General features: G+C 66.3%; 20 protein-coding genes. 5 read left to right on the top strand and 15 right to left on the bottom strand.

The genetic code is table 11. The features are described 5' to 3' along the window. Positions 1-53 precede the first annotated feature (53 nt). From GKC30_RS05850 to GKC30_RS05835, 4 genes are all read right to left on the bottom strand, one after another. Entirely contained in the window at positions 54-1,055 is a 1,002-nt protein-coding gene (locus GKC30_RS05850; RefSeq protein WP_155933014.1) for a TRAP transporter substrate-binding protein, read from the bottom strand. A 90-nt stretch (positions 1,056-1,145) separates the two neighbouring features. Next, on the bottom strand, positions 1,146-2,153 hold the full coding sequence (locus tag GKC30_RS05845; RefSeq protein ID WP_155933012.1) for a TRAP transporter substrate-binding protein: 1,008 nt from the start codon (positions 2,151-2,153) through the stop codon (positions 1,146-1,148). 55 nt (positions 2,154-2,208) lie between these two features. Continuing rightward, positions 2,209-2,802 carry a TetR/AcrR family transcriptional regulator gene (locus GKC30_RS05840; protein WP_155933010.1) on the bottom strand — a complete coding sequence of 198 codons (594 nt, stop codon included), beginning with the start codon at positions 2,800-2,802 and terminating at the stop codon, positions 2,209-2,211. 175 nt (positions 2,803-2,977) lie between these two features. Next, positions 2,978-4,645: an FG-GAP-like repeat-containing protein gene (locus GKC30_RS05835; protein WP_155933008.1), complete on the bottom strand. Its 1,668-nt coding sequence runs from the start codon at positions 4,643-4,645 to the stop codon at positions 2,978-2,980. A 277-nt stretch (positions 4,646-4,922) separates the two neighbouring features. Here GKC30_RS05835 and GKC30_RS05830 point away from each other — a divergent pair, with 277 nt between their 5' ends. After that, the gene (locus GKC30_RS05830; protein ID WP_155933006.1) at positions 4,923-5,150 is read left to right on the top strand and encodes a hypothetical protein; all 228 of its coding nucleotides are present in this window, start codon (positions 4,923-4,925) and stop codon (positions 5,148-5,150) included. A gap of 31 nt (positions 5,151-5,181) precedes the next feature. Here the strand turns inward: GKC30_RS05830 and GKC30_RS05825 are convergent, their stop codons facing one another. The 6 genes from GKC30_RS05825 to GKC30_RS05800 form a co-directional block, all read right to left on the bottom strand. Beyond that, complete coding sequence (locus GKC30_RS05825; protein WP_155933003.1) at positions 5,182-6,933, bottom strand: PAS domain-containing sensor histidine kinase; 1,752 nt, start codon at positions 6,931-6,933, stop codon at positions 5,182-5,184. A gap of 120 nt (positions 6,934-7,053) precedes the next feature. Beyond that, positions 7,054-7,365, bottom strand: a complete 312-nt coding sequence (locus GKC30_RS05820) for a hypothetical protein (protein WP_155933001.1) — start codon at positions 7,363-7,365, stop codon at positions 7,054-7,056. Continuing rightward, complete coding sequence (locus GKC30_RS05815) at positions 7,362-7,841, bottom strand: MauE/DoxX family redox-associated membrane protein (protein ID WP_155932999.1); 480 nt, start codon at positions 7,839-7,841, stop codon at positions 7,362-7,364. The genes GKC30_RS05820 and GKC30_RS05815 overlap by 4 nt, the downstream gene beginning before the upstream one ends. Next, positions 7,838-9,586 carry a rhodanese-like domain-containing protein gene (locus GKC30_RS05810; RefSeq protein ID WP_155932997.1) on the bottom strand — a complete coding sequence of 583 codons (1,749 nt, stop codon included), beginning with the start codon at positions 9,584-9,586 and terminating at the stop codon, positions 7,838-7,840. The genes GKC30_RS05815 and GKC30_RS05810 overlap by 4 nt, the downstream gene beginning before the upstream one ends. Then, positions 9,583-10,125 (bottom strand): peroxiredoxin family protein, encoded by a 543-nt coding sequence (locus GKC30_RS05805; protein WP_155932995.1) that lies wholly within the window; start codon positions 10,123-10,125, stop codon positions 9,583-9,585. Before GKC30_RS05805 ends, GKC30_RS05810 begins: the two co-directional genes overlap by 4 nt. Further along, positions 10,122-10,859, bottom strand: coding sequence for a response regulator (locus GKC30_RS05800; RefSeq protein WP_155932993.1), 738 nt, complete (start codon positions 10,857-10,859; stop codon positions 10,122-10,124). Before GKC30_RS05800 ends, GKC30_RS05805 begins: the two co-directional genes overlap by 4 nt. A gap of 268 nt (positions 10,860-11,127) precedes the next feature. On the opposite strand from GKC30_RS05800, the gene GKC30_RS05795 reads away from it, so the two are divergent. The 3 genes from GKC30_RS05795 to GKC30_RS05785 all read left to right on the top strand — a co-directional run bounded on the left by GKC30_RS05795 (position 11,128) and on the right by GKC30_RS05785 (position 17,687). After that, on the top strand, positions 11,128-13,773 hold the full coding sequence (locus GKC30_RS05795; RefSeq protein ID WP_196772824.1) for a response regulator: 2,646 nt from the start codon (positions 11,128-11,130) through the stop codon (positions 13,771-13,773). Positions 13,774-13,867: 94 nt separating this feature from the next. Beyond that, positions 13,868-15,994, top strand: coding sequence for a glycosyltransferase (locus GKC30_RS05790; protein ID WP_155932989.1), 2,127 nt, complete (start codon positions 13,868-13,870; stop codon positions 15,992-15,994). After that, entirely contained in the window at positions 15,987-17,687 is a 1,701-nt protein-coding gene (locus GKC30_RS05785) for a glycosyltransferase (RefSeq protein ID WP_155932987.1), read from the top strand. The genes GKC30_RS05790 and GKC30_RS05785 overlap by 8 nt, the downstream gene beginning before the upstream one ends. Positions 17,688-17,700: 13 nt before the next feature. On the opposite strand, the gene GKC30_RS05780 is transcribed toward GKC30_RS05785, so the two are convergent. Together GKC30_RS05780 and GKC30_RS05775 are read right to left on the bottom strand one after the other, a co-directional pair. After that, positions 17,701-18,876 (bottom strand): THUMP domain-containing class I SAM-dependent RNA methyltransferase, encoded by a 1,176-nt coding sequence (locus GKC30_RS05780; protein WP_155932985.1) that lies wholly within the window; start codon positions 18,874-18,876, stop codon positions 17,701-17,703. Positions 18,877-18,899: 23 nt separating this feature from the next. Continuing rightward, positions 18,900-20,168 carry a hypothetical protein gene (locus GKC30_RS05775; protein ID WP_196772823.1) on the bottom strand — a complete coding sequence of 423 codons (1,269 nt, stop codon included), beginning with the start codon at positions 20,166-20,168 and terminating at the stop codon, positions 18,900-18,902. Positions 20,169-20,489: 321 nt separating this feature from the next. Between GKC30_RS05775 and GKC30_RS05770 the strand changes: the two genes are divergently transcribed. Further along, positions 20,490-21,137, top strand: coding sequence for a hypothetical protein (locus GKC30_RS05770; RefSeq protein ID WP_155932980.1), 648 nt, complete (start codon positions 20,490-20,492; stop codon positions 21,135-21,137). Between the two features lie 70 nt (positions 21,138-21,207). Here the strand turns inward: GKC30_RS05770 and GKC30_RS05765 are convergent, their stop codons facing one another. Genes GKC30_RS05765 through GKC30_RS05755 form a run of 3 tightly spaced genes read right to left on the bottom strand, consistent with a single transcriptional unit; the run spans position 21,208 to position 24,157 of the window. Next, the gene (locus tag GKC30_RS05765) at positions 21,208-21,534 is read right to left on the bottom strand and encodes an STAS domain-containing protein (protein ID WP_196772822.1); all 327 of its coding nucleotides are present in this window, start codon (positions 21,532-21,534) and stop codon (positions 21,208-21,210) included. Continuing rightward, positions 21,531-21,983, bottom strand: coding sequence for an ATP-binding protein (locus GKC30_RS05760; protein ID WP_231117065.1), 453 nt, complete (start codon positions 21,981-21,983; stop codon positions 21,531-21,533). The genes GKC30_RS05765 and GKC30_RS05760 overlap by 4 nt, the downstream gene beginning before the upstream one ends. 23 nt (positions 21,984-22,006) lie before the next feature. Next, complete coding sequence (locus GKC30_RS05755) at positions 22,007-24,157, bottom strand: SpoIIE family protein phosphatase (RefSeq protein WP_367614001.1); 2,151 nt, start codon at positions 24,155-24,157, stop codon at positions 22,007-22,009. Positions 24,158-24,178 lie beyond the last annotated feature (21 nt).

The following is a 24,178-nucleotide window of genomic DNA, read 5'->3' as shown; positions in this document are numbered from 1 at the left end:
GGATAATCCTTGCGTTCGCTGCGGTGCGGGCTCGCCCGTCCCGCGCTTGTTGGCTATTGCAGGGTGGAGCGGGTGTACTCGATGATGGCCGCGCCGTCGAGCCCCCTGGCGTCTGTTTCCCTGATGTATGCCTCGATGACCGGCCGGGACGCCTCGACCCAGCGGGCCGATTCCTCGGCGGACAGCTCGATGACGGTCCCGCCCTGTTCGATGAGATAGCGTCTGCCCTCGATGTCTGCCTCGTCCCAGGCCTGGGCGTGTTTTGCTGCCCACTGGGTGTTGATTTCGCGGATCACGGACTGGGATTCGGGGTCAATGGCCGCCCACTTGGCCTTGTTCATGACAATGAAGAAGACCGTGGTGTAGGCCACGTCGAAACAGTCGGTGCCGAACTTGCAAACCTCGCCGAGCTTGAAGGAGAGGTTGGACTCGATGGGGTGCATGGAGCCGTCCACCACGCCCTTCTGGAGCAGCTGGTAGTTTTCGGGCATGGGCTTGGCCACCGGGGTGCCGCCCAGGGCCTTGACCAACTGGGCCGAGTTGCCTGTGGAGCGGATTTTTTGGCCCTTCAGCTCCTCCAGGGTGGATACGGGCTTGCTGGTGGTGAAGAGCAGGCCGGGGCCGTGCCCGTTGAAATACATGACCTCCACATCGGCCAGCTCTTCGGGCTTGAAGCGGGCGTAAACCGCATTGGCCGTTTCCGTGGCCTGTGCCGCGTTCTTGTAGCCCAGCGGCAGGTCCACGGCGGCCATGACCGGGAACCGCCCGCGAGTGTAGGCGAGGCAGGAGAGCCCTATGTCGGCGATGCCCTCGACCACGCCGTCGTATGTCTGCTGGGCCTGGGTCAGGGTGCCGCCGGGGTAGTAGTTGATGCTCACCTTGCCGCCGGTACGTTTTTCCACCTCGCGGCACCACGCCTCGGCCAGTTGCGACTGGTGGTTGGCGGGCGGGAAGAAGTTGGAATAGGTCAGCCTGACGGTGTCGGCCAGGGCAGGGCCGGGCGCGGCCGTACAGAGAGCGGCCAGGGCGGCGAGCGACAGGAGCAGTTTTTTCATCGATCTCTCCAGCGTGCTGTGGTCCTTGAAGGGTCTGGGCCCTCCCCGTCTATGTCAAGGCGGCCCCGCCGCAACGGGGCCGCCGATGCGCTATTTTGCTTCGTCCATGGCCGCCCGCAGGAAGGCGACCACGCCCGGACCGTCCAGGCCCCTGGAGGCGGTGGCCTTTTCGTAGGCGGCGATGACAGGCTGGGCGGCCTCCACCCAGCGGGCGGCCTCGGCATCGGCCAGGGGCACGAAGCTGCCGCCCTTTTCGAGGAAGTAGTCCCTGCCTTCCTGGTCGGCCTCGTCCCAGGCCGCGCCGTGGCGCACGGCCCACTCGGCGTTGATCTCGCCGATCACGGCGCGGGTCGCCTCGTCCAGGCGCTGCCACTTGGCCTTGTTCATGACCACGAAGAAGGTGGTGGTGTAGGCCACGGGAAAGGACTCGGTGCCGTATTTGACCACCTCGGCCAGCTTCCAGCCCTTGTTGGACTCAAGGGGGTGGATGGAGCCGTCCACCACGCCCTTTTGCAGCGACTGGTAGCAGGTGGGCATGGACTGGGCCACCGGGGTGCCGCCCAGGGCCTCGACCAGTTGGGCCGAATTGCCGGTGGAGCGAATCTTGAGTCCCTTGAGGTCTTCCAGGGTGGCGACCGGGCGCGGGGTGGTGAAGAGCAGCCCCGGACCATGGGCGTGGAAATACATGGGGGCCACGTCGGTCAGCTCGGCCGGGCTGTATTTTTCGTGGACCGCGTTGGCCGCTGCCGTGGCCTGGGCCGCGCTGGTATAGCCCAGGGGCAGGTCCAGGGCGGCCATGACCGGGAAGCGGCCGCGTGAGTAGGCGAGGCAGGAAAGCCCGATGTCCGCGATGCCTTCGACCACGCCGTCGTATGTCTGCTGGGCCGGGGTCAGTGTGCCCCCCGGAAAGTAGTCGATGACCACCGCGCCTCCGGTGCGGCGCTCCACCTCGCGGCACCATTCCTCGGCCAGCTTGGACTGGACATGGGTGGGCGGAAAGAAATTGGAGTAGGTCAGCCTGAGGGGGGCGGCCAGGGCCGTGGCGGCCGTGACCAGGCTCAGGGCAAGGACTGCGGCCAGGGTGAGGAGTTTTTTCATGGTGCGTCTCGTTGGTTGATTGTGTTCATCCGGTCCGGGCGCGTGCCCACCGGGTTCAGCCTTGCATGGTGCCGTGGCGCAGGGCCATGGCGATGGCCGTTTCGCGTACGTCCCGCACGCTCAACAGCCGGGTGCCCAGGGCGCGGTGGATGAGGAATCCCTCGAACAGGGCCGTGTTCAACGCCCCGATTTTTTCCGGGGGGTAATCGGTCTCGATGTGGCCGCGTACCAGATCGGCGAAGATGGCGTTGGAGAGCCGGTAGCCGGACTTGTTCATGCGTTGCCTGAGCACGTCGTTGCGGGCCGAGTAGACCGTGAACTCAAGAAAGATGGACGACCAGTTCTCGTCGTCCAGGATGGACTCCAGGAAGTCCCAGATGATGTTCATGACCTCTTCAAGGCTGGTGGCCCGGTCCACCCTGCCGTTGCGCTCGGCCCGGTAATGACGGAATTTCCGCTCCACGATGAGCAGGAACAACTCGTCCTTGCTGTTCCAGTGCCGGTAAAAGCTGCCCTTGGCATAGCCCGCGTGCTCGGTGATCTCGGCCACGGAGGTCTGCACGAATCCCTTGGACCCGAAAAGGAAAAAGGCCGAGTCCATCAGCTCCTGCATGGTCTGCCGGGATTTTTCCTGCTGTTTCTTGGCCATTGCGCATCCTGTTTCGCCGGGCTGTGTGACCATTGGTCAAAAAATGACCAATGGTCATTTTCGAGGTCATGGCTACCATGGGCCGGAAAAACTGTCAAGAAAAGGAGGGATGGAGAAGGGGCGCGTACCGTTTTTTCTGGCGGTTTTGCTCCGGTCGCCCAGGACCGGGACTGGCTTAGGTGATGATGTCGTCCACGGTCAGGGCGGCGTCCGGTTCGGTCAGGGTGATCTCGGCCACAAGGATTTCGTCACCGGCCAGGGAGGTTTCCGGGTCGTAGAGGAGCCGTCCTGTTGTCGGCCCGGAGGACTCCCATATGAACGCCTGGCCCGGGGTTTCGGTCGGCAGGGCGTCGGCCGGGCGCAGGACGCCGGAACCGAAGGCAAAGGAGAGCTTGTCCTCGCCGGGGGTGAAGTCCGTGATGGTGTCTCCGCCCTCGGTGGGGCTCTGGTAGTGGAAGGTGTCGCTCCCCCGTCCGCCCGTGAGAATGTCCTGGCCCTGGCCGCCGTAGAGCAGGTCGTCGCCGTCGCCGCCGAACAGGATGTCCCCGCCCGGCCCGCCCACCAGAGTGTCATTGCCGGAGCCGCCAAAGAGTATGTCGTTGCCCTGGCCGCCGTAGATGCGGTCGTCGCCCTTGTCGCCGAAGAGGATGTCGTCGCCGTCGCCGCCCAGGAGGAGATCGTTTCCGTCCCCGCCGAAGAGCCAGTCGTTTCCCCGGCCGCCGATGAGGGTGTCGTTGCCGCCGCCGCCCACGATCCAGTCGTGCCCGTTGCCGCCGAAGAGCACGTTGGCCTGGTCGTCGCCGGTAATGTGGTCGCTGAAGTCGGAGCCCACGGCGTTGCCGCCTCCTGTTTCGCGAAGGTCGAAGCGCACGCCCTCGGGGCTGCCCGAGGCGTCCACCGTGGGAAGTCCGGCGCCGCCCATGGCGTGAAAGGTGCCAGGGTCAGGCTCGGCCAGGGGGTCGGGGTCTGTCCGGTCCACCCGGATTGTTTCGTCCGCGGCTTGCGATACGGTTTTGCCGTCGCTTTCCGGGGGGATGTTCCAGGCTCCGCCGCCCACGGACTGGGTCGTGTTGAGCGTTGGGCCGGCCGGGACAGGGGATATGGCCGGGAGGACCGGCTGGGGCGAGAAGTTGCCGCTGCCGTCGCTGATCAGCCAGGTCTGGCTGCCGCCGCTGTCAACGACGCACAGGTCGCTGAGTCCGTCGTTGTTGGCGTCCCTTACATACAGGGTGACGGCGCTGGCCTGGGAAACCGCCCGGAACGCCTGCCAGGAGGCTCCGTCGTGGGCGATGATGCCCAGAGCGCCCGTGGTGGCGTTGAAGGTGATGATTTCCAGGGTGGGCGTGGTGATGTTGAAGCTGCCCACTGCCAGGACCGTGCTGCTGCCCAGGTTGGGCCAGCTCAGGACCTGGGTGCCGAAGGTGCCCATGTGGCCCTTGAGCAGCACGAGATCGGTGCCGGTGCGTAGAACTATGTCCGCGTGGCCGTCCCCGTCCACGTCGGCCACGACGATGGCCCGGGGGGCGTCGAGCCGCAAGCGCACGTTCTCGGCCGACCACTCGCCGTCGTTGCGCAGGATGGTCACTCCTGAACCGTGGCCGACCACCAGTTCCGTCCGTCCGTCGCCGGTCAGGTCGCCCGCGGCCATGGCCGTCGGGGTGAGGTGCGGGGGCAGGGGGGTGTCGGCGAAGGTGCCGGAGGCTGTGGATTCGACCCAGAAATCCGGTCCGTGCAAACGGGAGAAGTAGTCCGGTCCCGTTGAATCCGGCGGGTCTGGCGACACGTCCGCCGGGGCGCCTTTCCCGTCACGGGCGGCGCCATGGTGCTGATTGTCGTCCGTCAAGACATCCTCCCTGATGAATCGACTGGTGGTCGATGGAACCTGCGTTCTGTATCAGCAATACGGTACGAAAGTCAAAGAGGGCGTCAGGGCTCCCTGGGCATGTCCGACTGGCGGCATCAATTCTCCCTTGGATAGCCCCGGGCGGGAGGTGATGGAAATGTTGTCGAAGCGCGGAGATTGTCACCCGTTCGTCACACGCGGGCCGGAGCGCTGTGGTAGCTTCCCCATGGCGTTGGGCGGGAGTCCGCCAGGCGTCTCATCCAAGGGAGGAATCGCCATGGAATGTCGAAAAACAGTTGAGGTCGAGGAGCGCAACAGCCAGCCTCAGGTGCGTCACTGCGCCGTCTGCTTCGCGCCCATCGGGGACAGCGCCGCAGCGGCCAGGTCCCAGGAGGGGCACCACTACTGCGCCCGGTGCGCCGACGCCATGTTCAAGGCCGGAGCCCTGGAGGGGCTGCGCCACGATTCGCAAAACAGGATGCCCAAGCACATACCCTCGGCCTGATTCATGCCGCAGCCAGACGCCGCGGGTGCCGTCATCCCGTCGGGCAGGACTTTCCCGAGGGAATTCTGACCGTGACCGTGGTGCCTGATTCCGCAGAGGAGCACATGGCGATGGAGCCGCCGTGCTGCTCTGCCACCAGCCGTGCGCTGTAGGTGCCGAGCCCGATGCCGCCCGGCTTCCCGTCTGTGGCATATTTCTCGAAGAATCTCGATTGCATGGATGGCGAGACCGCCCCTGCGTTGGCGATGCTGATGCGGCATTCCTGGCCGGTGCGGACAGCCACGCTCACGGGTTTGCCCTCGCATGCCTCCACCGCGTTCTTTATCAGGTTGCTGAGCATGGAGTAGATCAGCGCCCGCTCGCCGCACAGGTTTACCGGCCCGGTCTCCCCGTCCGGGCAGTCGTCCACGGAAACGGTCACGGTCACCGGGTTGTCGCGGCCGAGCTGTGTGTTGGTGATCACCTCGCGCAGCATGGCCGTCAGGTCGAACTCCTCGAAGCGGAACTCGTAGGTGCCGGTTTCGAGCTTGTAGAGTTCCTGGGACTGGTTGATCAGGGCGAGCATCATGGTTCCCGCGTCCTCCACGGCCTTGAGCATTTCCGCCTGACGGGGGGTGATGTTCTCCTCCTGCCGGATGATGCGCGGAATGCCGATGATGCCCGAGAGCGGCGACTTGAGGTCGTGGCGCATGATGCGTGTCATGTCCTCCTTGAGCCGGGTCATCTCCTTGCGCCGGGTCACGTCGATGCCCACACAGACGAACTCGCTGATCCCGCCCTGGCGGTCCGGCACCGCCGTGCTGATCCATTCGGTCCAGAAGCGGCCGCCCTCGCGCCCCACGATCTCGCACTCGAAATCCATGCGCTCGCCCGAGGCGAGAGTCCGCGTCAGATCGGCCAGCATCTCCTCGTGGACCGCCTTGTCCTGGTAGGCCCGGCATCCCCTGGCCAGCAGGTCGGTCAGCCGCATTCCGGCCATCGCGGACTCGGGATACTGAAAATGTTCCAGGGCGCAGCGGTTGGCAAAGGTGACAACGCCGTCGCGGTCAAGGCGCAGCACGAGGCAGCGGGCGTTCTGGACCAGGCTTTCGTACAGGGCGCGGCTGGCCCGCAGCTCGTCTTCAAGGCGTTTTCTGTGGTCGATGTCCCTGGCCGAGCCGCGTATGCCCAGGTATGCGCCTTTGTCCGAGAACACGGGCAGGCTGCTGTGGGCCACCCAGTGCTCGTTGCCCTGTCTGTCGCGCAGCATGAAGTCAAAGGCCGCTGGCCCGGGTATGCCGTCGGCGCTGGACATGGCCGAAAGCACTGTTTTCCGGTGGTCCGGGTGTATCAGCGAGGCAAACAGGCCGGGGTCGTCCATGAACTCTTTCGGGGAGTGGCCGGTGAGCTGTTCGCAGGCCGGAGACACGTAGATGAACGCGCCGTCCGGTGCCAGCCAGTATTCCCAGCCGGAGGTGAAGTCGGCCACGGTGCGGTAGCGTTCTTCGCTTTTGGCCAGCCGCTCGGCTGATTCGCGCATGGCGCGCAGCAGCGGGCCGATCATCAGGATGCCGAAGAAGACGAGGATCGAGATGACCAGGCCGAGGGTTTCATAGGACAGGGGCGGGGTGTCGCGCCCGGCGATGATGCCGATCAGGGTGTGGGCGCGGCGGAAGGCCATGATGAAGATGCCTGCCGAGAGCAGTATCCAGGCCCATTTGCGCCCGGCGTGGGCGATGAGCGCGAGGGCGAGGCAGCCCGCGGCGAACTGGAGAATGGTCGAGCACAGGACGATGGCGATCATGGCTCTGCTCCGCCCGGCGCTGCCGGGAGGTCTTCCAGCCCCGCCTCCCTCGGACGGGCCTGGACGTGGCACGCCCCGAGCTTACGGCGTTTTGCCGGGATGTGAAAGAAAAAAGCCCGGCTACCGCCGCTGGAAGACCAGATCCCCCACGCCGGGCAGGGCGATGGTCAGCCGCCCGGCTTCCGTCCGTCCCTGGATCACGCCGCCCTCCCTGGTGTGCAGCCATAACTGCCCTGGTTTTGGGGTGGACCACTTGAAGGCTATTTCGTCGGTGTCCGTGCTCCAGGTGCCGCGTCCGTTTTCTGCCAGGGTCAAAACAATGTCGATGCCGTTGGCGGCGGCTTGGTAGCGGCCGACGGCGTCGTCCCTGTCCGGGGCGCAGGCCCAGAGCGCCAGGGCCAGCAGACAGGCCAGGGCTGTGCGCGTGGTCATGATCCGATCCTCCCGAGCTTGCCGAGGAAGAGCCTGTCCGCCTGGAGGACCGCGTCGTACCTGTAGACATGGAGCGTCATGGTTATCCAGCCCAGGTCGCGCAGCACGGTCCACCAGCTGATGGGGTCCTCGATGGTCTTGAAACAGCCGCAGCTGATGGGTGCGCCCCGCAGCAGGTTGATGAATATGGCCACGGTGAATACCGCGAGCATGGCGGCAATGACCGCGGCCGCAGAACGGACCCGTACCCCGAGGATGAGCAGTGCGCCGCAGACGATCTCGATCCACGGCATGAACACGGCCAGGGCGTTGACCGCCCAGTAGGGCGCGAGCCGGTAGGAGGCGATGGTCTCGCTGAACTCGGCGGCGTAGTTGATCTTGTACATGGCCGCATAGACGAAGAGACCGCCGATGTAGAGGCGGAAGGCCAGGGCCAGCCAGGGGTGGGTCAGGATGCGCCGGAGCAGTCCGATCATCGGGTCACCTCGTATCCGGCCCGTTTCCATGCCTGCAGGCCGCCCTTGAGGACCATGACGCTCTGGTGGCCGAGGAGTTCCAGTTCGCGGGCCACGTCCGCATCGTAGTGGCGGCTGATGGTCCTGCCGTAGACGAGCAGCGGGGTCTCGGGGTCGAGGGAGGCCAGCTTCATGGAGTAGACGAAATCAAACAGGTCCTTGGGCAGGTTCACGGAGCCGGGAATGGCCTCCTGGCGGTGAAAGTCTGCCGGTCGGGCGTCGATGAGCACGGCTTGGCCCGCTTCGGCCATGCGTCTGGCTTCGTGGGCTGCGACCAGGGCGGGGGGCGGGGCGAAGAGGGACTTGGGCACCAGCTCGATGCCGCCGGGACTGGCGGAGTTGAACAGGACGCCCAGTACCACTCCGGCCAGGATCATCACCCAGGCGTCGAGCCAGGAGGCGCGCCAGGCGCGGGCCACCTCGCCCCGGACCAGCCCGACGATGCGCTCCCTGGCTTCGGTTTGGACCGTGACCTCCTCCCTGGCCCGGGTCAGGGCGTCCAGGGTGGCCTGCAGCTCCGCATTGCGGACGGTGAGGGCCGTGTTCAGTTCCCGGACCTGTCTGCCGTGCCAGGCATTGCCCAGGGTGACGATGAAGATGCCGAGCAGCGAGCGCAGAAATTGCACTCCCTGGGGGTGCAGGCCCTGGTCCGGGAGAGGCTCGGCGAGTCCGATGGCTCCGTGCCACTCCTGATCGAGGGAGAAGAGTACCGCCGTGTCTGCCCGGGCGGGCAGGGCGGCCACGGCTTTCCTATCGTCGAGCAGTTCCGTCTGGTTGGCTCGGGGCATCCTGTCCTTGAGTTCCACGAATCGGGCCAAAATCTTTTCCCGGCCCTTGTCCGAGGCCACGGCCTCGGCCTCGTCCGGGTCGGGGCCGCGATAGGCGGTGTCGACCTGTCCGGCCCGGGGGCCGTGCAGACCGATCCAGCCGCGGGAGAAGCCGAAGGTGCCCATCAGGGTCAGCAGGAAGGCGTCGAGAATGGCCTTGGGGTCGTTGAGACTCGAAAGCTCCAGGGAGGTCTCGTACAGGGTGCGCAGCCGGAACGCCTGACGGTCCAGCTCGTCGCGGGCCTGTTCCATGCGTCCGAGGGCCTGGGTGAGGCAGGCATTGTTTTCGCTCAGGGAGGCGTTGAGGGTCTGGACGCGTTCGTCGGCGCAGGCCCGCTTCAGGGCGGTGGAGAGGATGTCCGTCAGCCCTTGGATCAGTTCGATTTCATCCTGGCTGTAAGGGGTTTTCGTGAGCCTGGGGCCGAGGATCAGCAGCCCGCGGGAGTCGCAGTCGAGCCGCATGGCAACCACTGCGCTGGTTCCGGCGGGCAGGGAGGGGTCGCTGGCCAGATGCGGGCCGGTCAGCATCGTGGGGCGCGGCGGCGGGGCGGTTTGGGGCTCGTCCTGGAAGAACCTGTCCGCCAATCCGACCCCGGCCAGCTCACAGCGCTTTCTGTCGTCGGGCATCAGCCCGAGGCTCTCGACTTCGACCCGGTCAGGACCGACCACGATCCCAAGGCCGAAGGTAAGACCCAGCGGCCCCATGACCACCGGCAGGAACCGGCGCAGGGTGGACCCCGTATCGGTCAGGTCCGAAAGCTCGGTAGCCGCCTCGAACAGGGTCTTGAGGTGGAACAGTCGGCGTTCGCTTTCCGGGGCCGGGCCTTCGGTGCGGCCCGGTCCAGCCGACAAGGGGTCCGTGGGGCGGTCGCTGCTCATTCTTCCAGTGCCTGGATGCGTCTGAAGAGTTCGTCCATGTCGTCAATCATGCCCAGGTGGGCGTAGCGGACCTTGCCGCTGCGATCCACGATCATGGTGAACGGGGTTTTGGGCTCGCCCAGCAGCTTGTGGATTTCATACCCGGTGTCGTGGGCGATGGGAAAGGCGTACTCGCGTTGGCGGATATAGCGTACTTCCATGCTCGTGCCGCCTGCGGCGATGCCGATCAGGGTGATGCGCGAGTCGAGCCCGGCCCGTTTGAGGCGTTTGGCGAGCCGTGTCAATTGCGGCGACATTTCGTGGCAGACAGGACAGTACACCCCGATGATCTCCATGAGTGTGTAAGGGGTCGGCAGGTCGGCGAGGGTGAAGGGGGCGTTGGCGGTCAGCCCCAACTCTGCCGCGTCTTCCTCCACGGCCAGGGGGGGCATGGTGAAGGGCGGCAGGGTGTCGCCCGCCTTGGGCGGTCCGGCCGGGGCGGGGGAGGCCCACAGAAGAATGGCCAGCAGCAGGGGCAGGATGCGGTGCGCTCGGGTCATGGGTCGCTCCTTGGCTCGGTGCGAAGAGACGCCAGGGCGTCTTCCTCGGTGTCGTACAGGGGGGCAAGGGTGGTCATGCCGACCATGGACAGCACCTGTCTGAAGTTGTCGGAAAGCCCGGCCATGGCCACGGCTGTCCCGGCCTTGCGACAGTCCAGCAGCAGCTGGGTCATAAGGGCGATGCCCGCTCCGTTGATGGAGGTGCTCTTGGAAAAGGACAGTACCACTCCGGTCGGGCCGGTGCCCGCCTCGTCAAAGGCGGCCTTGAGCCGGGCCTCGGAGCCGGAGTTGACCGCCCCTCGGATATCAATGATCCCCACGCCGTCGCGCTGGCGCACCAGAAAATCCTCCTCCCGGCTTTTGGCCAGATCGATGCGCTCCCGGGCGCGTCCCAGGGCGGCGTCGAGGGCGGGCTTGCGGATGGGCTTGTTGATGAAATCCGTGGCGTCGAGGCCCAGCGCCTTGATGGCCAGGTCCATGTCCCCGTGGCCGGTGATGATGATCACCTCGGTGGCGGGCGACAGTTCCTTGATCCGGGCCAGCACCTCCAGCCCGTCCATGCCCGGCATCTTGATGTCCGTGAGGACGATGGGCATGGCGTGCTCGCGGAACAGGGCTATGCCCTCTTCCCCGTTCTCGGCCGTGAAGACCTCGAATCCGTAGGCATCCAGCATGAGCCTGAACATGGACAGGGTCGGTCGCTCGTCGTCGATGACCAGAATCTTGAGTGGCATGGGCTCTCCTCGGGGTGCAGCGGGCGTATTTGAGGACAAGTCTAGGTCGGAAATGACATTCGTGTCCAGCAAACCGTGTCCGTTCCTCGTATGGGAGTCCAAGAAACGGGGAATGCGGTTGCCATGGCCCCGTGCGGATGGTACGGATTTGAATGGGAATACACCATGGGAGGGGACGCATGGGGGTAAGGGTTCTGGTCGAATGTCCCGGGCGACAAGGGTTTCGGGCCGGGCCGACCGAAGGGAATCGCTTGGCGGGGAGTCGGCCATGCTGAGGTTTTTTCACGGTTCGATCCGCAAGAAGCTGGTCATCCTCGTGCTCCTTGCCACGCTGCCGCCCTTTGCGGTCATCGCCTTCAATGAGATGGCCGCCCGGCAGCACATCCTGGAGATGGCGGGCAAGGACACCGCCACGCTGCTGCGCGGGTACACCGAGGTGCAGCGGCGGGTGGCCGACTCCACCAGGGCTTTGCTTACGACCGTGGCCGTCTTGCCTGCGATGCAGGACGCCAACCCGGACGCCGTGCATGCCATCCTGGCCGCGCTCATCTCGGCCAACCCCATTTACACGAACGCCTTTCTTCTGGATCTGGACGGGCGCGTGGTGGCCGGAAGCCTGCCCGGCCTGCACGACTTCGATTTTTCCGACCGCAAGCATGTCATCGAGGTGAAGCGGACCGGCGCATTCTCGGCTGGAGAGTATGTCGTGGGGCGGGCCATTCACAAGCCCATTTTCCCCTTTGCAGTGCCTGTGTTTGACCCCCGAGGCGAAATGCGGGGAAGCATCATCATCGGCGTGGACCTGACTCACTTCGGAGAGCTGTTCGATCAGGCGTCTTTCCCGCCCGGTTCCTTTGTGGGCATTTGCGATCACGCCGGGCGCAGGCTTTTCCGCCATCCGGCCAACGACGCCACGCCGCCGGGCACACCCATCCGCGACGAGGTCTTTCTGGCGGCCAGCCAGGGCGATGCGCCGGGTTTCATCCGGGCCAAGGGCTCGGACGGACCGCGCCGCATCGTGGCTTTCGAGCAGGTCCGGTTGGGGCCGGACGGGCCGCCCTACATGTATATGTTCATGGGCTTTCAGGAATCCGAGGTGCTCCGGCAGATCAATGATCAGGCCGTGCTGGGCGGAGTGACCATCGCCGTGTCCCTGGCACTGGCCCTGCTCCTGGCGTGGTACGCGGGCGGCCGCGCCCTGGCCCGCAACCTCGAGAGGCTGGCCGACGCCGCCTGCCGGGTGGGCTCCAGCGGCACCATGCAGTCAAGCGGCATCGACTACAACGACGGCGAGATGGGCCAGCTGGGCAAGGCGTTCGATACCATGGGGAGGCTGCTCGAAGAGCGCGAGGCCGAGCGCAACGAGGCCCTGGCACGCCTCTCGGAGAGCGAGGAGCATTATCGGACGCTGCTGGAGAACAATCCGGCGGGCATCTGCCTTGTGGACCCGAACACCATGACCATCGAGTTCGCCAACCCGGCCTTTTTGCGTCTGCTGGGCCTCGGGCCGGAAGACGTGGGCGCGGTCAGGATCGGTGACATCCACCCTCCCGAGGATTTGGAAGCCATTTCCGAGGGGTTCAGGCGGCACAGCACCCAGGACATGATTTTCAGCGCGGCCGTGCCCTGCCTGACCCGCTCGGGCGAGCGCATCCTGGTGGACATCTCTTCGGCAAGGGTCAGGGTGTACGGCCGGATGCTCCTGGCCGGATTCTTCACCGACATCACCGAGCGCAAGCGGTTCGAGGACGCCCTGGTGGTGGCCAAGGAGGCGGCAGAGCAGGCCAACCGGGCCAAGGACGAGTTCCTGGCCAATATCAGCCACGAGGTGCGTACCCCCCTCAACGGCGTCATGGGCATGCTCCAGCTCCTCAGGGCCACGGCTCGGGGCGGCGAGCAGCGGGGCTATGCGGATGTGGCCATCCAGTCTTCGCGCAATCTGCTGCGCGTCCTCAACGATGTCCTGGATTTCTCCAAGATCGAGGCGGGCAAGCTCGACCTGTACGAGGAGCCCTTCGATCTGGCCGGACTCATGCGCCAGTGCATGAGCCTCTTCAGGCTCCAGGCCGACGAAAAGGGCCTTGTGCTCGAACACGGCATCGATGATTCGGCACGGGCCTGCTACATCGGCGACGAGGGGCGCATCCGTCAGGTGCTCTTCAACCTGCTTGGCAATGCCATCAAGTTCACGGCTTCCGGCTCCATCACCCTTGAGGCCTATGCCCTGCCTCACCGGGAGCCGGGGCGCGAGCGGCTCTTCTTTTCCGTGGCCGACACCGGGTCGGGCATACCCGACGCCAAGATCGACTATATCTTCGACGCCTTCACCCAGGTGGACGGCTCCCTTGCCCGCAAGTATCAGGGCGTGGGGCTCGGACTACCCATCGTCAAGCGTCTGGTCCGGCTCATGAACGGTTCCATGGTGGTGGACAGCGAGCTTGGGGTGGGCACCACCATTCTCTTCAACGTGGCGGTCCGCATCCCCGAGCGGGGGGTGTGCGCCAGGGTGGAGCCCGAAGAGGCGGCCGCCGGAGCCAATCCCTTGCGCATCCTGCTGGTGGAGGACGAGCGGGTGAACATGCTCATGGCCAAAAAACTGCTCGAAAGCCTGGGACATGCCGTGACCTGCGCCGAAAACGGCGAGCGGTGCCTTGAGATTCTCCGCCATGACCGATTCGATGTCGTGCTCATGGACATTCAGATGCCGGTCATGAACGGCATGGAGGTCACCCGCCTTATCCGGGCCTCCGAGGATTTCCGCCATGTGGCAGACATCCCCATCGTGGCCCTTACGGCACACGCCACCCACCGGGACCGCGAGGCCGCCCTTGAGGCCGGCATGAACGACTATGTGAGCAAGCCCTTTGAGAAGGAGCATCTCGAAGCCACTCTGCAACGCGTTGTCGCCGGGTGACGCCGGGGATTCCCGGCCCTCGGGCGGTGTCGTCCTTCTTGCCCTGGTCCGGGCCATCTGCTACCACTCCATTGGCCATGCAAGCGAGAGTACAATGATCCGAATCCCCTTCGGCAGTTCCATTCCGGTCTTTTGCTACCATAACGTCAGCGAGGTGGACGGCCACTCGCCAGAGCGCTTTGGCGAGCATCTCGACGCCATTGAGCAGGCCGGATTCAGCACCCTTTCGGCCCTGGACCTGCTGGCCGTGGTGCGCAAGGAAAAAAAGGCCCCGCCCAAATCCGTGGTTCTCACCTTTGACGACGGCCATTTGAGCAACTGGCTGACCGTGGTGCCCGAGCTGATGCGTCGGGGCATGACAGGCACATTCTTCGTCCTGACCGATTTCATCGATCCCGGTCCGGCTCGCACCCTGGCCGACGCCCCGGCCATGCAGGCCATGCCCGAGGCGCTCAAGGCGGCTCTCGGCAAGGGCGACCACTCCCAATTCGTCAACGAGGGCGAGGTGCGGGCCATGCTTGAGGCAGGCATGGAGGTTTTCTCCCACGGCTGCCGTCACCAGGGCGCGTTCCGCTCCCTGCGCCCCCTGGCCCGCATGGGCGAGGCCCACGCCCGCTGGCCCGCCTGGGGCATATACTCGGATGCCGGGCCGGACTGGCCCGTCTTCGAGGACGGCAGCGCCTATGTCTACGACGGTTTTTGGCCGCGCCCCGGCAAGGCGGGGCGGCCGCGCATGGTCCTGCGCTCCCCGGCCGAGCGTCTCGACTTCTGCCGCAGGGATTTCGCCCGCAGCATCGAGCGCATCCGCGAATTGAACCGGCTCGAAACCCAGCTCTTCTGCTGGCCCTGGGGACATTTTTGCGCCGATGCCCAGGCCGAGCTGGAGCGGGCAGGGTTTGCCGGGGCCTTTACCCTGGAGCGCTTTGTCAACGCCCGCGGCACAGACCCCTTCCGCCTCAGCCGCATCGGCGTGGGGCGGGGCAAGACCGGGGAATGGGTCCGGGCCAGATTGCGGATGTACGGCTCGGCCCCTGCGGCCCGGGTCTTCTTCAAGTTCTGGCGCAAGCGGCCGGAGATCCGCCGGGTGCTCTATGCCGCCGATACCCATCTTGTGCCCGGCGACGGCCGCCAGATGCTCGACAACATCAGGGCCATGCGGGACATGGGCGTGGATGCCTGCGCCCTGCTTGATCCGGCCTCGCCCCTGTTCCGGGCGGTCGAGGAAAGCGGGGCCGGGGTTTTCCCCTTTTCGCGGTTCGGGGACTCTGCTGCCGCCGGGGCGGGGCTGCGCAAGCTGGTCCGGGAGGAGGGGGTTGACGTGGTCCACGTTTTCGACGGCCGGGCCTTTAGGATGGGTGTGCTGGCCCGGCTCCTGGGCGGCCGGTTCCGGCTTGTCGTCAACCGGGATGCCCTCTCCCGGTCCGGCGGTCTTTTTCCCCTTTGGACCGGGGCGGCAAGCGGCGTTATCTGCGACTGGGCCGGATGCGCCGAGGCGCTACGCAGACGCGGGGCACCCGCCAGCCGGTTGAGCGTGGTGTACGATGCCTACCGCGGCCCTGACTTCGGCGAGCCGGCGCCGCGCCGCAAGCGGGGGACGCGCCTGCTGTATGTGGGCGACGGGACCGGGGCCAAGGGGTTTGACGTGTTTCTGCGGGCAGCGGCCCGGTTCTGCCGGGCGGGCGATCATCGCGATGTGGAATTCGCGGCGGTGGGTGTGCGCGAGGCCGATATGGCTCTGTTCGACCACTTGCTCACCCCGGCGGTGCGCGAGCGGCTGCGCGTGGTCGGGGAGATCCCCCGTCACGCCGTGCTTGAAGAGATGCGGGCCTCGGACGTGCTGGTCATACCCCCGCGCCTTGCAGATCTGCCAGGCTCCTTGCTTGAAGGCTTCAGCCTGGGCTTGCCTGCGGTCTGCACACGGGTGGGCGGCATGACCGAGCTGGTGGCTGACGGGGTCAACGGCCTGATCTGCGAGAGCGAGGACCATGACTGCCTTGCCGCGAAGATGCGCCAGCTGGTCCAGGACCCTGCCGCCCGTTTTGCCATGGGCCGGGTCGGGCGGGCTGTGGTCCGCACCCTGCTCACGCCCGAGGTCAAGGCCCATGCCCTGATGCGCGTCTACATGGGCGAGCGGCTGAACGCCCCGCTGCCGGTGGTCGAACTGGCCGACTCCCTGCCCCCCCTGCCGGGCGATCCCTTTGGCGGATGTTCCCATGACTGACGAACACGGCGCGGGCCGTCCCGGCCACGGACCCATCGCCGCCCTCTGGGATTCGCTGCCAGAGCCGCTCAAGCACAAGCTGCTGCCGGGGTTCACCGGCAAGCGCCATCTGCTTGATGTGGCGGGCTGGTGCCTGCGCTCCGGCAATCCGGGACTGACCCCGGTGGCCGTGGACGCGGTGCGGACCGCCTTTGGGGAGAATCCTCTGGACGGGGCAATGGCCAAGGAACTGCTGGCGGTCGAACCGCTGCGTCAACTGCTGCCGGAGCCCACCCGTCGCTCCCTTGCCGGGCTGGCCTCCCTCTGGCGCAGGCCGGAGAGCATCGCCTACTATCATCGGCTGCTGGCCCGGCGCGATTTTGAACGAACGCTGGATTTCATCGAGCAGTCCGCAGCCCGTGAGCCGGAAAACCTTTTCTGGCGCGAACAGGCCGTGGCCATGGGGCTTGTGGGCAACGCCCCTGACCGGGCAGAGTCCGTGGCGCTTGCGGGGTTTCCGTCCTTGCCCGAGATGGCTCCGCTCAAGGACTGCGCGGCTGCCCGCATCCTGGCCTTCCGGGGGCGCGGGGCCGACGCGGCCCGTCTCTATCGACAGACGGCAGACGTGTTCGGCCCGGCCTTTGCCGGAGTCGGCGCGGGGCTGGCCCTGCTCGCCGAGGGGGACCGAGCCTCTGCCAGTCTGCTCCTGATCGGCGGTTTGCGTCATGCCCCCTGGAATACCAGTCTGCTCCTACGGCTCTATGATTTGCTGGCCGGGCATGATGAGGAGGTGCGCCCCTTGGGCGGAAGCGTGGCTGTGCTGCTCTATTCCTGGAACAAGGCCGTGGAGCTGGACGCCACCCTGCGCTCGCTGCTTCAGTCCGAGCTGGCCGGGGCGTCCCTCTTTGTCCTGGACAATGGCTCCACCGACGGCACGGCAGAAGTGCTGCGCTCCTGGCAGACGCGGTTTGATTCGCGTCTGGGCCCCGGCCGGTTCACGGTCCTTACCCTGCCGGTCAACATCGGTGCGCCCGCTGCCCGCAACTGGCTGATGCGCCTCCAGGCCGTGGCCCGGCACGACTTTGCCTGCTATTTGGACGACGATGTGGAGATCCCCTCTGACTGGCTGCTGCGTCTTGGCGCGGCCGTGCACCATTATCCCGAGGCAGGGGTGTGGGGCTGCAAGGTGGTCGATCACGCCAACGGAGCCCTGATCCAGAGCGCAGACAGCCATCTGCTGGTGGACGAGGACGGCCCGCCGCCCGACCTGTCGCGTCTGGCCCCCAATCCTTTCCGTCTCTCGGACCTGCATATCCAGACCCTGGATTGCGGGCTCCTGGACATCCTGCGTCCTTGCGCCTCGGTCACGGGCTGCTGCCATCTCTTCCGTACCCGAGACCTTCTTGAGGTCGGCGATTTCGCCATCCACCTCTCGCCCTCCCAGTACGATGACATGGAGCGGGACCTGCGGCTGTGCGAGGCCGGGCGGTTTCCTGTCTACCAGGGGCACCTGGGCGTGCGCCACAGGAAGCGCACGGGCGCGGCCTCGCGTGTGTCGGACCGGGAGGAGGGCAACGCCCTGGGCAACAAGTACAAGATGCAGACCATGCACGAGCGCTCCGCTCTGGTGGCGGCCATGCACGCCGAACGGGCCCTGCTCGATGCCGACCTGTGGCGCAAGCTCGGGCTGGTGGAGCGGGCGTTGCTGGGGTGAGCCCGGACCCTGGTCAGGCCTGCTTGCGGGTGCCCTCGTACAGCTCGTACTCGAGCAGGCGGCATTCGATCTTGGCGTTGTAGAGGATGTGTCTTCGGCGGGTGCGCAGCCCCACATGTTTGGCCAGGTCGAGGTTGCCGGTGAAGAGGAACCCCTTCTTGCCCCGGCAGCGCTGCTTGAAGAAATCCCCGATGGCCCGGTAGACCGGCTCCAGGGCTCTGGCCTCGCCCAGGCGCTCGCCGTATTCCGGGTTGAGCATGACCACCCCCGGCCCGTCCGGCACCTCGGTCTCGCGAAAGTCGCAGACCGCAAATTCGATGAAGTCTCCCACCCCTGCGTTGCGCGCATTGTCCCTGGCCGCCTCGATGGCCGCCGGATCATGGTCCGTGGCGATGATCCGGCCGCCGAAGTCCGGGGTCTCGGCGTCCTCGGCCTCCTCGGTCAACCGCTCCCATGCGGCGGGATTAAAGCCGGGCAGACGCATGAAGGCGAAGTCGTCGCGCAGCAGACCGGGCGCACCGCGCATGGCTATGAGGGCGGCCTCGATGGCCAGGGTGCCCGAGCCGCACATGGGTGCCACGAAATGTCCTCCTGCGGCTGCCATGGCGGGCCAGTCCGAGGCCAGGATGCAGGCAGCGGCCAGGGTCTCCTGCATGGGCGCGGTGTGGGGACGCTTGCGATACCCCCGGCGAGGCAGGGGGTCGCCCGTGGTGTCGAGATAGAGGGTCGCCCGGCGGCCCCGCCAGTGCAGGAAGAGGCATACCCCGCTGGTCAGCGGCCCGGAGTCCGGGCGGCGGCCCAGGCGCTCCATGAACCTGTCGGCCACGGCGTCCTTGACCCGCACGGCGGCGAAGCGCGAGTCCGTGACCCCGGTGTCGCGGATGGAGGCATCCACCCGGAAGTAGCCGTCCGCAGGGATGTATTTCTCCCAGTCGATGGTCCGGGCCGTTGCGTACAGGGCGTCCGGGCCGGAGGCGTCGAATCGTTTCAGCTCGTAGAGCACCCGGTGCCCTGTGCGCAGATGGAGATTGAGGCGCATGCAGTCCTCAAGGGTGCCCCGGGTGAGGACGCCCGCATCGAGCGTCTCGCCGTCAGGCAGGCCCATCCCGGTCAGTTCGGTTGCCAGGAAGCCGGACATGCCCTTGGGGCAGGTGACGAGGACTGGGGCGGTCTCGGAGAAGAGGGTCATGGCATTCCTTGGCAGGCGGAAGGTTACAGGGGGCGCAGATCCCATTCGGCCACCGGGTCGGGTGCGGATTCCGGCTGCGGGGCGGTGGTTTGCCGTTGCGTTCCGGTCAGGGTGGCGGGACGGCGCAGGGCCAGGATAAAGGCGAGGCAAACGGGCGCGGCCATGGCCGGGTCGTAGAGCAGGGGAGTGGCCATGCCCTGGGCGATGAGGGACGCCGTCAGGCCCGCGCCCATGCGCGTGGGGCGGCGCAGAAGAAGCCAGACCAGCCCGGCCAGCAACGCCAGCGGCGCGACCACGCCCCAGGCCAGGAAGGTGCGCAGCCAGAAGGAAGGCACCTGGGCGATGGATACGCCAAACAGGGTGGAACTGCCCATGGCAGCCTCCCATACCGGCACCATGGTTACGGGAAATTCCAGGGGCAGAGGGACGGACAGGGAGAACCCGGTGACAAGGGACAGTGGCTCGCGGCTCCAGAGGGCAAGGGTTTCGAGCCACAGCCAGTAGTCCACGTAGCGCACGGAGTCCAGGCCCCCCATCGGCAGCAGGAAAGTGGCGGCCAGCAGGATGAAGCAGGCCGTGCAGTACAGGCTGCGTCGCCGGAGCGGCCCACGGCCGAAGCAGAGGATCACCCACGCCCCGGCGAAAAGGCCTGGCCGGGACAGGCAGGCCAGCAAGCCGACCATGACCAGCCCGCGCCACAGGCGGCGGCCCTGATCCGGCTCCGTCATGCCGCGTTCGCCCGGACCGGGCCTGAGGCTGGCGCACAGGGAGACCAGGAGCAGCCCGGCCAGCACGTCGGGGTCGCCGATCAGGCGCACGGTGGGCACGGCCCGGAGCACCGCCGCCTCCACAGCCAGATCAATGATGCACAATGCGCCGAGGAGGGCGCCGAAACGCTGGAAATCGGCCCTGTCCGGCATTCCGAAGGTGGTTATCCAAAGCAGGCACAGCAGGAGCATGACGGCTGGAATCAGCCCGTGGAGCAGGGGCGTGGCCGGTTCGGCGGCCATGGCCAGCCCCGGCGCGAAGCGGTACAGCCCGGCGGCCAGCAGCGAGAAGAGAACGGCGTGGAAGATGCCCCAGGCTCGGACAGGCCCGCCCGGCACGGGGCGGAGCATGGCGGCCGCACAGCCGACCCCGGCCAGGAGCAGCCAGGGCAGAAAGGGCGAGGTGCCGCCAGGCCCGGACAGCCCCACAGCGGCGGTGGCCAGCGGCAACGCCGCGTGGGAGACGGCCAGAGGCAGTCCGGTCAGGGCCGTGCGTCCCGGCTGTTGCTCGGTGGTGCTCTGCATCAGGACCGTGGAATACCCCGTTGCCGCGTCAAGGTAAAGGGCGGCACCTGACCCGCAGTGGCCTCCGGGGAAGGGGAAGCCCGGAAAAATCGGCGCATTTTTTTGAGCGTCCATTTTTTTTCAAATAAATCTAGACATTTGTCTTGCCTCTGTAACCAGTTGAATTTGAAGCAATTTTTTGCTGCTTTTGCTGGGGTTTTGGCAACATCCCTAAATGTTTTGAAAACATTGCCCGATAAGAGAAAAGAGTATAAGGTGTCAGTGCGTTATCCGCTCATTGGGGAATGAGGGTGGTCAACGACAGTCAATGTGGGGGTGACCATGAAGGACAGCGTACGGGCCGTTTTGAGGAAGGCGGCCATCATTTGCATTCTGGCCGGCACAGTGTGTCTGCCCGGCTGCGCGGTGGTGGGGCCGCTCCTGAGTGTTGGCGGTCTGGCCGGGCTTGCGCCGTTGCAATATGCCTCCACGGCCTACACTTTGGGCGAGTTTACCTACGAGTATGCGGCCAACGGCAAGGACCCCGGCGAGGTTGTCCGGGCCAAGGTGGACGGGTTTGTCTCCGGCGAAGCCTTCGCCCTGCCGGGTTCGTCCGAAATGCCTGATTCGCGGCAGGGTTACGATGCTCCTTCGCCCATGCCCGACAACATGCTGGCCACCAGGAGCCGGGTGCGGCCCGGCGAGAGCCAGGCCCGGCAGGCAGACCCGGACGGGATGGAAACCATGGCCGTCCTGGCGGCCTCGGGCGGGGCGGACGCCACTGCGCAAAGCCTGTCGGACGAGGCGCGTCAGCAGCGTGTCGAGCAGCTTCTCGGCCGCCGCTCGGTCCAGTACGAGCGGCTGGAGACGCGGCGAATGCTCTTTGGTCAGGCCCATGCGCGGGGTCAGCTCTCCCTGCGTCAGACAGCCATGGCCTCGGCTCCGAATCTTGTCATTGGCGCCATGGGCGAGACCACCCTGCGGCAGTAGGGTGGGCCACGCCCGGGCGCGGGTGTTCGCCGGGGCATGATCCCTTTGGTGAAACAACGCCGGGTCAGGACTACATGCCGCTCATCGCGCCCGCCCTGTCGCGGAACAGGGGGAAGATCTTGTCGTAGCCCGAGACCTCAAACACTTCCTGAATGTAGTCCCTGACCCCACAGATCGCCACCCTGCCTGACGCCTTCTTGAGGCGCTGGTAGGCGAGCACAAGGATGCGCAGGCCCGAGCTGTTGATGTAATCCAGGCCGCTGAAGTCGAAGAGCAGGCTGGTCTCGCCCGCTTCGAGCAGGGCCAGGACCTTTTCCTCCAGGGCCTGGGTGCCCTCGGCGTCGAGGTTGCCGTCCACGGCCAGGACGGTGATGCCGTTTTCCTTGGATTCGGTCATTGCCACGTTGTACCTCCCTGTTGGCTCGGCGGCTCCGCCGGGGCGCCGTCGTCGCATATGCATTTGCGCAGCAGCAGAATGTTCTTGCCGTTTTCTCTCGTGTACTGGATGCCGTCCATCATGCTCTTCACCAGATGGATTCCCATGCCCCCGATGGGACGGGTCCGCTCGTCCAGAGGCACCTCAAGCTCCGGGGGCGGAGCCTCCAGAAGGTTGAAGGGAGCGGCATCGTCCTCTATGCGCACAAAGACGCATCCTTTGTCCAGCGTGATGGTCACATCAATGGGGTGCTCGTCAAAATCCGCGTATCCGTAGCTGATGATGTTGGTGATCAGCTCGTCAAGGCACAGGGTGAGATGGAAGGTGCACCGGGGCGAGAGGCCGTGGGCCGCGGCAAAACGCTCCACCTCGGGCTGGACCCGTTTGAAGCAGTTCATTCTGTTGGTCATCCGAAAGGAAGTGACATGCGTTGTCATGCGTTGCCCCGTGCGCCTTCCGGCGTCTTTGCGGCGCGGTCCTCCGGGGCGACGGCCGACCCGGTTCGCCTGATCACCACCACGGCGGTGTCGTCCTCGCGAACGCCTCCCTGATGGGTGTTCACCGCGTCCATGAGGGCGTCGAGAATGCCTTGCGCATTGTTATGGGCATTCTCCCGGATCAAGGCAAGCATTCTTTGCTTGCCGAACATGCGGCCCTCGGGGTCGTGCGCCTCCCATACTCCGTCTGTGGCCAGGACCAGGAACTCGCCCGGTTCAAGTCTGGCATGTCCCTCGGTGTAGATCGTTTCCTCCAGCACGCCCAGGGGCAGACCCTCGCCGCCCAGCTCTTCCGTGTCATGCGCTCCGGGCAGATGGCGGATGGCCGGGTCGTGACCGGCGCGCACCCAGCGGATGGCCCCCGCCTCGTCCAGAAGCTCCAGGTAGAACAGGGTCAGGAAGCGGCCCGTGCCGTCCAGGTCGCGGGCCAGGCTGGCGTTGATGGCCCCCAGGCGCTCCCCGGCTCCCATGGGCACGTCCGCAAGGCTGTGCAACTGGCCGCGGACCGAGGCCATAATCAGGGCCGAGGCCACGCCGTGCCCAGACACGTCGCCCAGGACCACGGCCAGGGCGTGGCCGGACTCCGTGCGGACCTTGACAAAGTCGTAGTAGTCGCCGCCGGTCTGGTCGCAGTAGACGATGCCCCCGGCCAGATCGTAGCCGGGCACGGCGGGCGGTTGGCCCGGCAGCAGCAGTCGCTGCACCTCCTCGGCCAGGGCCATGTCCCGCGTCAGGCGCATCCGCTCGGCGAGCTTGGGCACCATGTCGTTGAAGGCGTCGGCCAGAACATCGCGCTCGTCGTCGGTTCGGGGAGCCTGTATCCGGGCCGAGAAATCGCCCTGGGCCAGACGCCCCGCGGCCTCTGCCATGCCCACTATGGGTCGGGTGATGGCCCGGGAGCCGAACCAGGCCAGCAGAGCGGTGGCTATGAGCATGTAGCCCGATGTGGCGGCCGACATGGAGCGGATGCGGGCGAGCATCGCCGCCAGGGAGCCGGAAACTTCGTCGGGAAGACGGGCGACCACGCTCTCCGGGGTGATGAGCAGAAAACTGTAGCCGCGGCCTGTGGCATAGGCCCAGACGCTGTCTGCCCCGTAATGGGGCAGGCGCATGGTCCCGCTGGGCGACTCGGCCATGAGGGCCATGAATCGCGCCATCGCCTCGGGATCGTCAGAGACCATCCGCTCCTGGCCCACGCCCATGCGCCAGTGGCGGCCGTGGGCCTGATAAGACTGCTGGGCCAGGATGATCAATCCTCCCTGGCCGTCGGGCGCGACCATGTAGGAGCGGATGGCGTCGCTCCAGCGTAGCTTGAGGTCGGTTTCGTAGAGCACGGAGGTGATGGGCACGGCCAGGGCCGCGACTCCGGCGAACCGGCCCGCGGCATCGAAGATCGGGCAGCCGATGACGGCCACGATCTGCCCGGTGGTGGGGTCGGTCTGAGGCAGGGTCCATTCGGGCCGCAGGCTTTGCCGCACGTTGCGGTACCAGTCCTGATAGCGGGGGTCGTAGCCCCGGGGGAGGCCCTCAAGCCCGGGGTGGCGGACCAACGGGCCGGACTCAAGGGCCACAGCGGTCCAGGCCATGGTTCGCTCAAGGGAGTCGCTGACTTCCTTGAAGACCGGCAGCAGGCCGGCGAGCCTGTTGGCAAACTCCCGTGTGACGGCATCCTGGGCGAAAGGCGGGATGTGGATGCTCAGGGCCTCGAAATCCGGGGGAGGGAGGGAGTTCCCGCCATTGGTCATCATGGCGCGGCCGCCCCTGGGCATGGGCGGGGCGTGGGGTGGAGAGGTCTCGCGCAGTGAGGCGGCACCGGACTCGCCGAGCAACGGGCCAGTCTGCCGCGCCAGGGTGACGGCACCAATCCGCAGCCCGGCGCCCCGGCTTTCGATCAGGCGTTGGGTGGTGACAGCGCTGTGTTCCAGTTCGGCGGTGACGATGGCCAGCAGTTCGTCGCGGGTTCCTTCGGACAGGGTCTCGGCCATGTTCATGGCGGCGCGGCCGGTGACGGTGCGCGAGAGCAGCAGGGGCAGCAGACTGAAGGCGATCAGCACAGCGAATATCTTGACGCGCAAAGACAGCTTCACGATTCGGCTCCTAAGGCATGG

The sequence above is a fragment of the Pseudodesulfovibrio alkaliphilus genome, from assembly GCF_009729555.1.
Lineage (GTDB): Bacteria > Desulfobacterota > Desulfovibrionia > Desulfovibrionales > Desulfovibrionaceae > Pseudodesulfovibrio > Pseudodesulfovibrio alkaliphilus.
The sequence above is the reverse complement of the archived record's forward strand: the minus strand, read 5'-3'. Positions and strand labels throughout refer to the sequence as shown.

Excerpts from the sequence above, each read along its gene's own strand:
- GKC30_RS05770 (WP_155932980.1), top strand. The coding sequence starts at position 20,490 with ATGAAGGACAGCGTACGGGCCGTTTTGAGGAAGGCGGCCATCATTTGC.
- GKC30_RS05760 (WP_231117065.1), bottom strand. The coding sequence starts at position 21,983 with ATGACCAACAGAATGAACTGCTTCAAACGGGTCCAGCCCGAGGTGGAG.
- GKC30_RS05820 (WP_155933001.1), bottom strand. The coding sequence starts at position 7,365 with ATGACCACGCGCACAGCCCTGGCCTGTCTGCTGGCCCTGGCGCTCTGG.
- GKC30_RS05780 (WP_155932985.1), bottom strand. The coding sequence starts at position 18,876 with ATGACCCTCTTCTCCGAGACCGCCCCAGTCCTCGTCACCTGCCCCAAG.
- GKC30_RS05840 (WP_155933010.1), bottom strand. The coding sequence starts at position 2,802 with ATGGCCAAGAAACAGCAGGAAAAATCCCGGCAGACCATGCAGGAGCTG.
- GKC30_RS05845 (WP_155933012.1), bottom strand. The coding sequence starts at position 2,153 with ATGAAAAAACTCCTCACCCTGGCCGCAGTCCTTGCCCTGAGCCTGGTC.
- GKC30_RS05775 (WP_196772823.1), bottom strand. The coding sequence starts at position 20,168 with ATGCAGAGCACCACCGAGCAACAGCCGGGACGCACGGCCCTGACCGGA.
- GKC30_RS05810 (WP_155932997.1), bottom strand. The coding sequence starts at position 9,586 with ATGAGCAGCGACCGCCCCACGGACCCCTTGTCGGCTGGACCGGGCCGC.
- GKC30_RS05830 (WP_155933006.1), top strand. The coding sequence starts at position 4,923 with ATGGAATGTCGAAAAACAGTTGAGGTCGAGGAGCGCAACAGCCAGCCT.
- GKC30_RS05825 (WP_155933003.1), bottom strand. The coding sequence starts at position 6,933 with ATGATCGCCATCGTCCTGTGCTCGACCATTCTCCAGTTCGCCGCGGGC.
- GKC30_RS05785 (WP_155932987.1), top strand. The coding sequence starts at position 15,987 with ATGACTGACGAACACGGCGCGGGCCGTCCCGGCCACGGACCCATCGCC.
- GKC30_RS05805 (WP_155932995.1), bottom strand. The coding sequence starts at position 10,125 with ATGACCCGAGCGCACCGCATCCTGCCCCTGCTGCTGGCCATTCTTCTG.
- GKC30_RS05795 (WP_196772824.1), top strand. The coding sequence starts at position 11,128 with ATGCTGAGGTTTTTTCACGGTTCGATCCGCAAGAAGCTGGTCATCCTC.
- GKC30_RS05800 (WP_155932993.1), bottom strand. The coding sequence starts at position 10,859 with ATGCCACTCAAGATTCTGGTCATCGACGACGAGCGACCGACCCTGTCC.
- GKC30_RS05765 (WP_196772822.1), bottom strand. The coding sequence starts at position 21,534 with ATGACCGAATCCAAGGAAAACGGCATCACCGTCCTGGCCGTGGACGGC.
- GKC30_RS05850 (WP_155933014.1), bottom strand. The coding sequence starts at position 1,055 with ATGAAAAAACTGCTCCTGTCGCTCGCCGCCCTGGCCGCTCTCTGTACG.
- GKC30_RS05790 (WP_155932989.1), top strand. The coding sequence starts at position 13,868 with ATGATCCGAATCCCCTTCGGCAGTTCCATTCCGGTCTTTTGCTACCAT.
- GKC30_RS05815 (WP_155932999.1), bottom strand. The coding sequence starts at position 7,841 with ATGATCGGACTGCTCCGGCGCATCCTGACCCACCCCTGGCTGGCCCTG.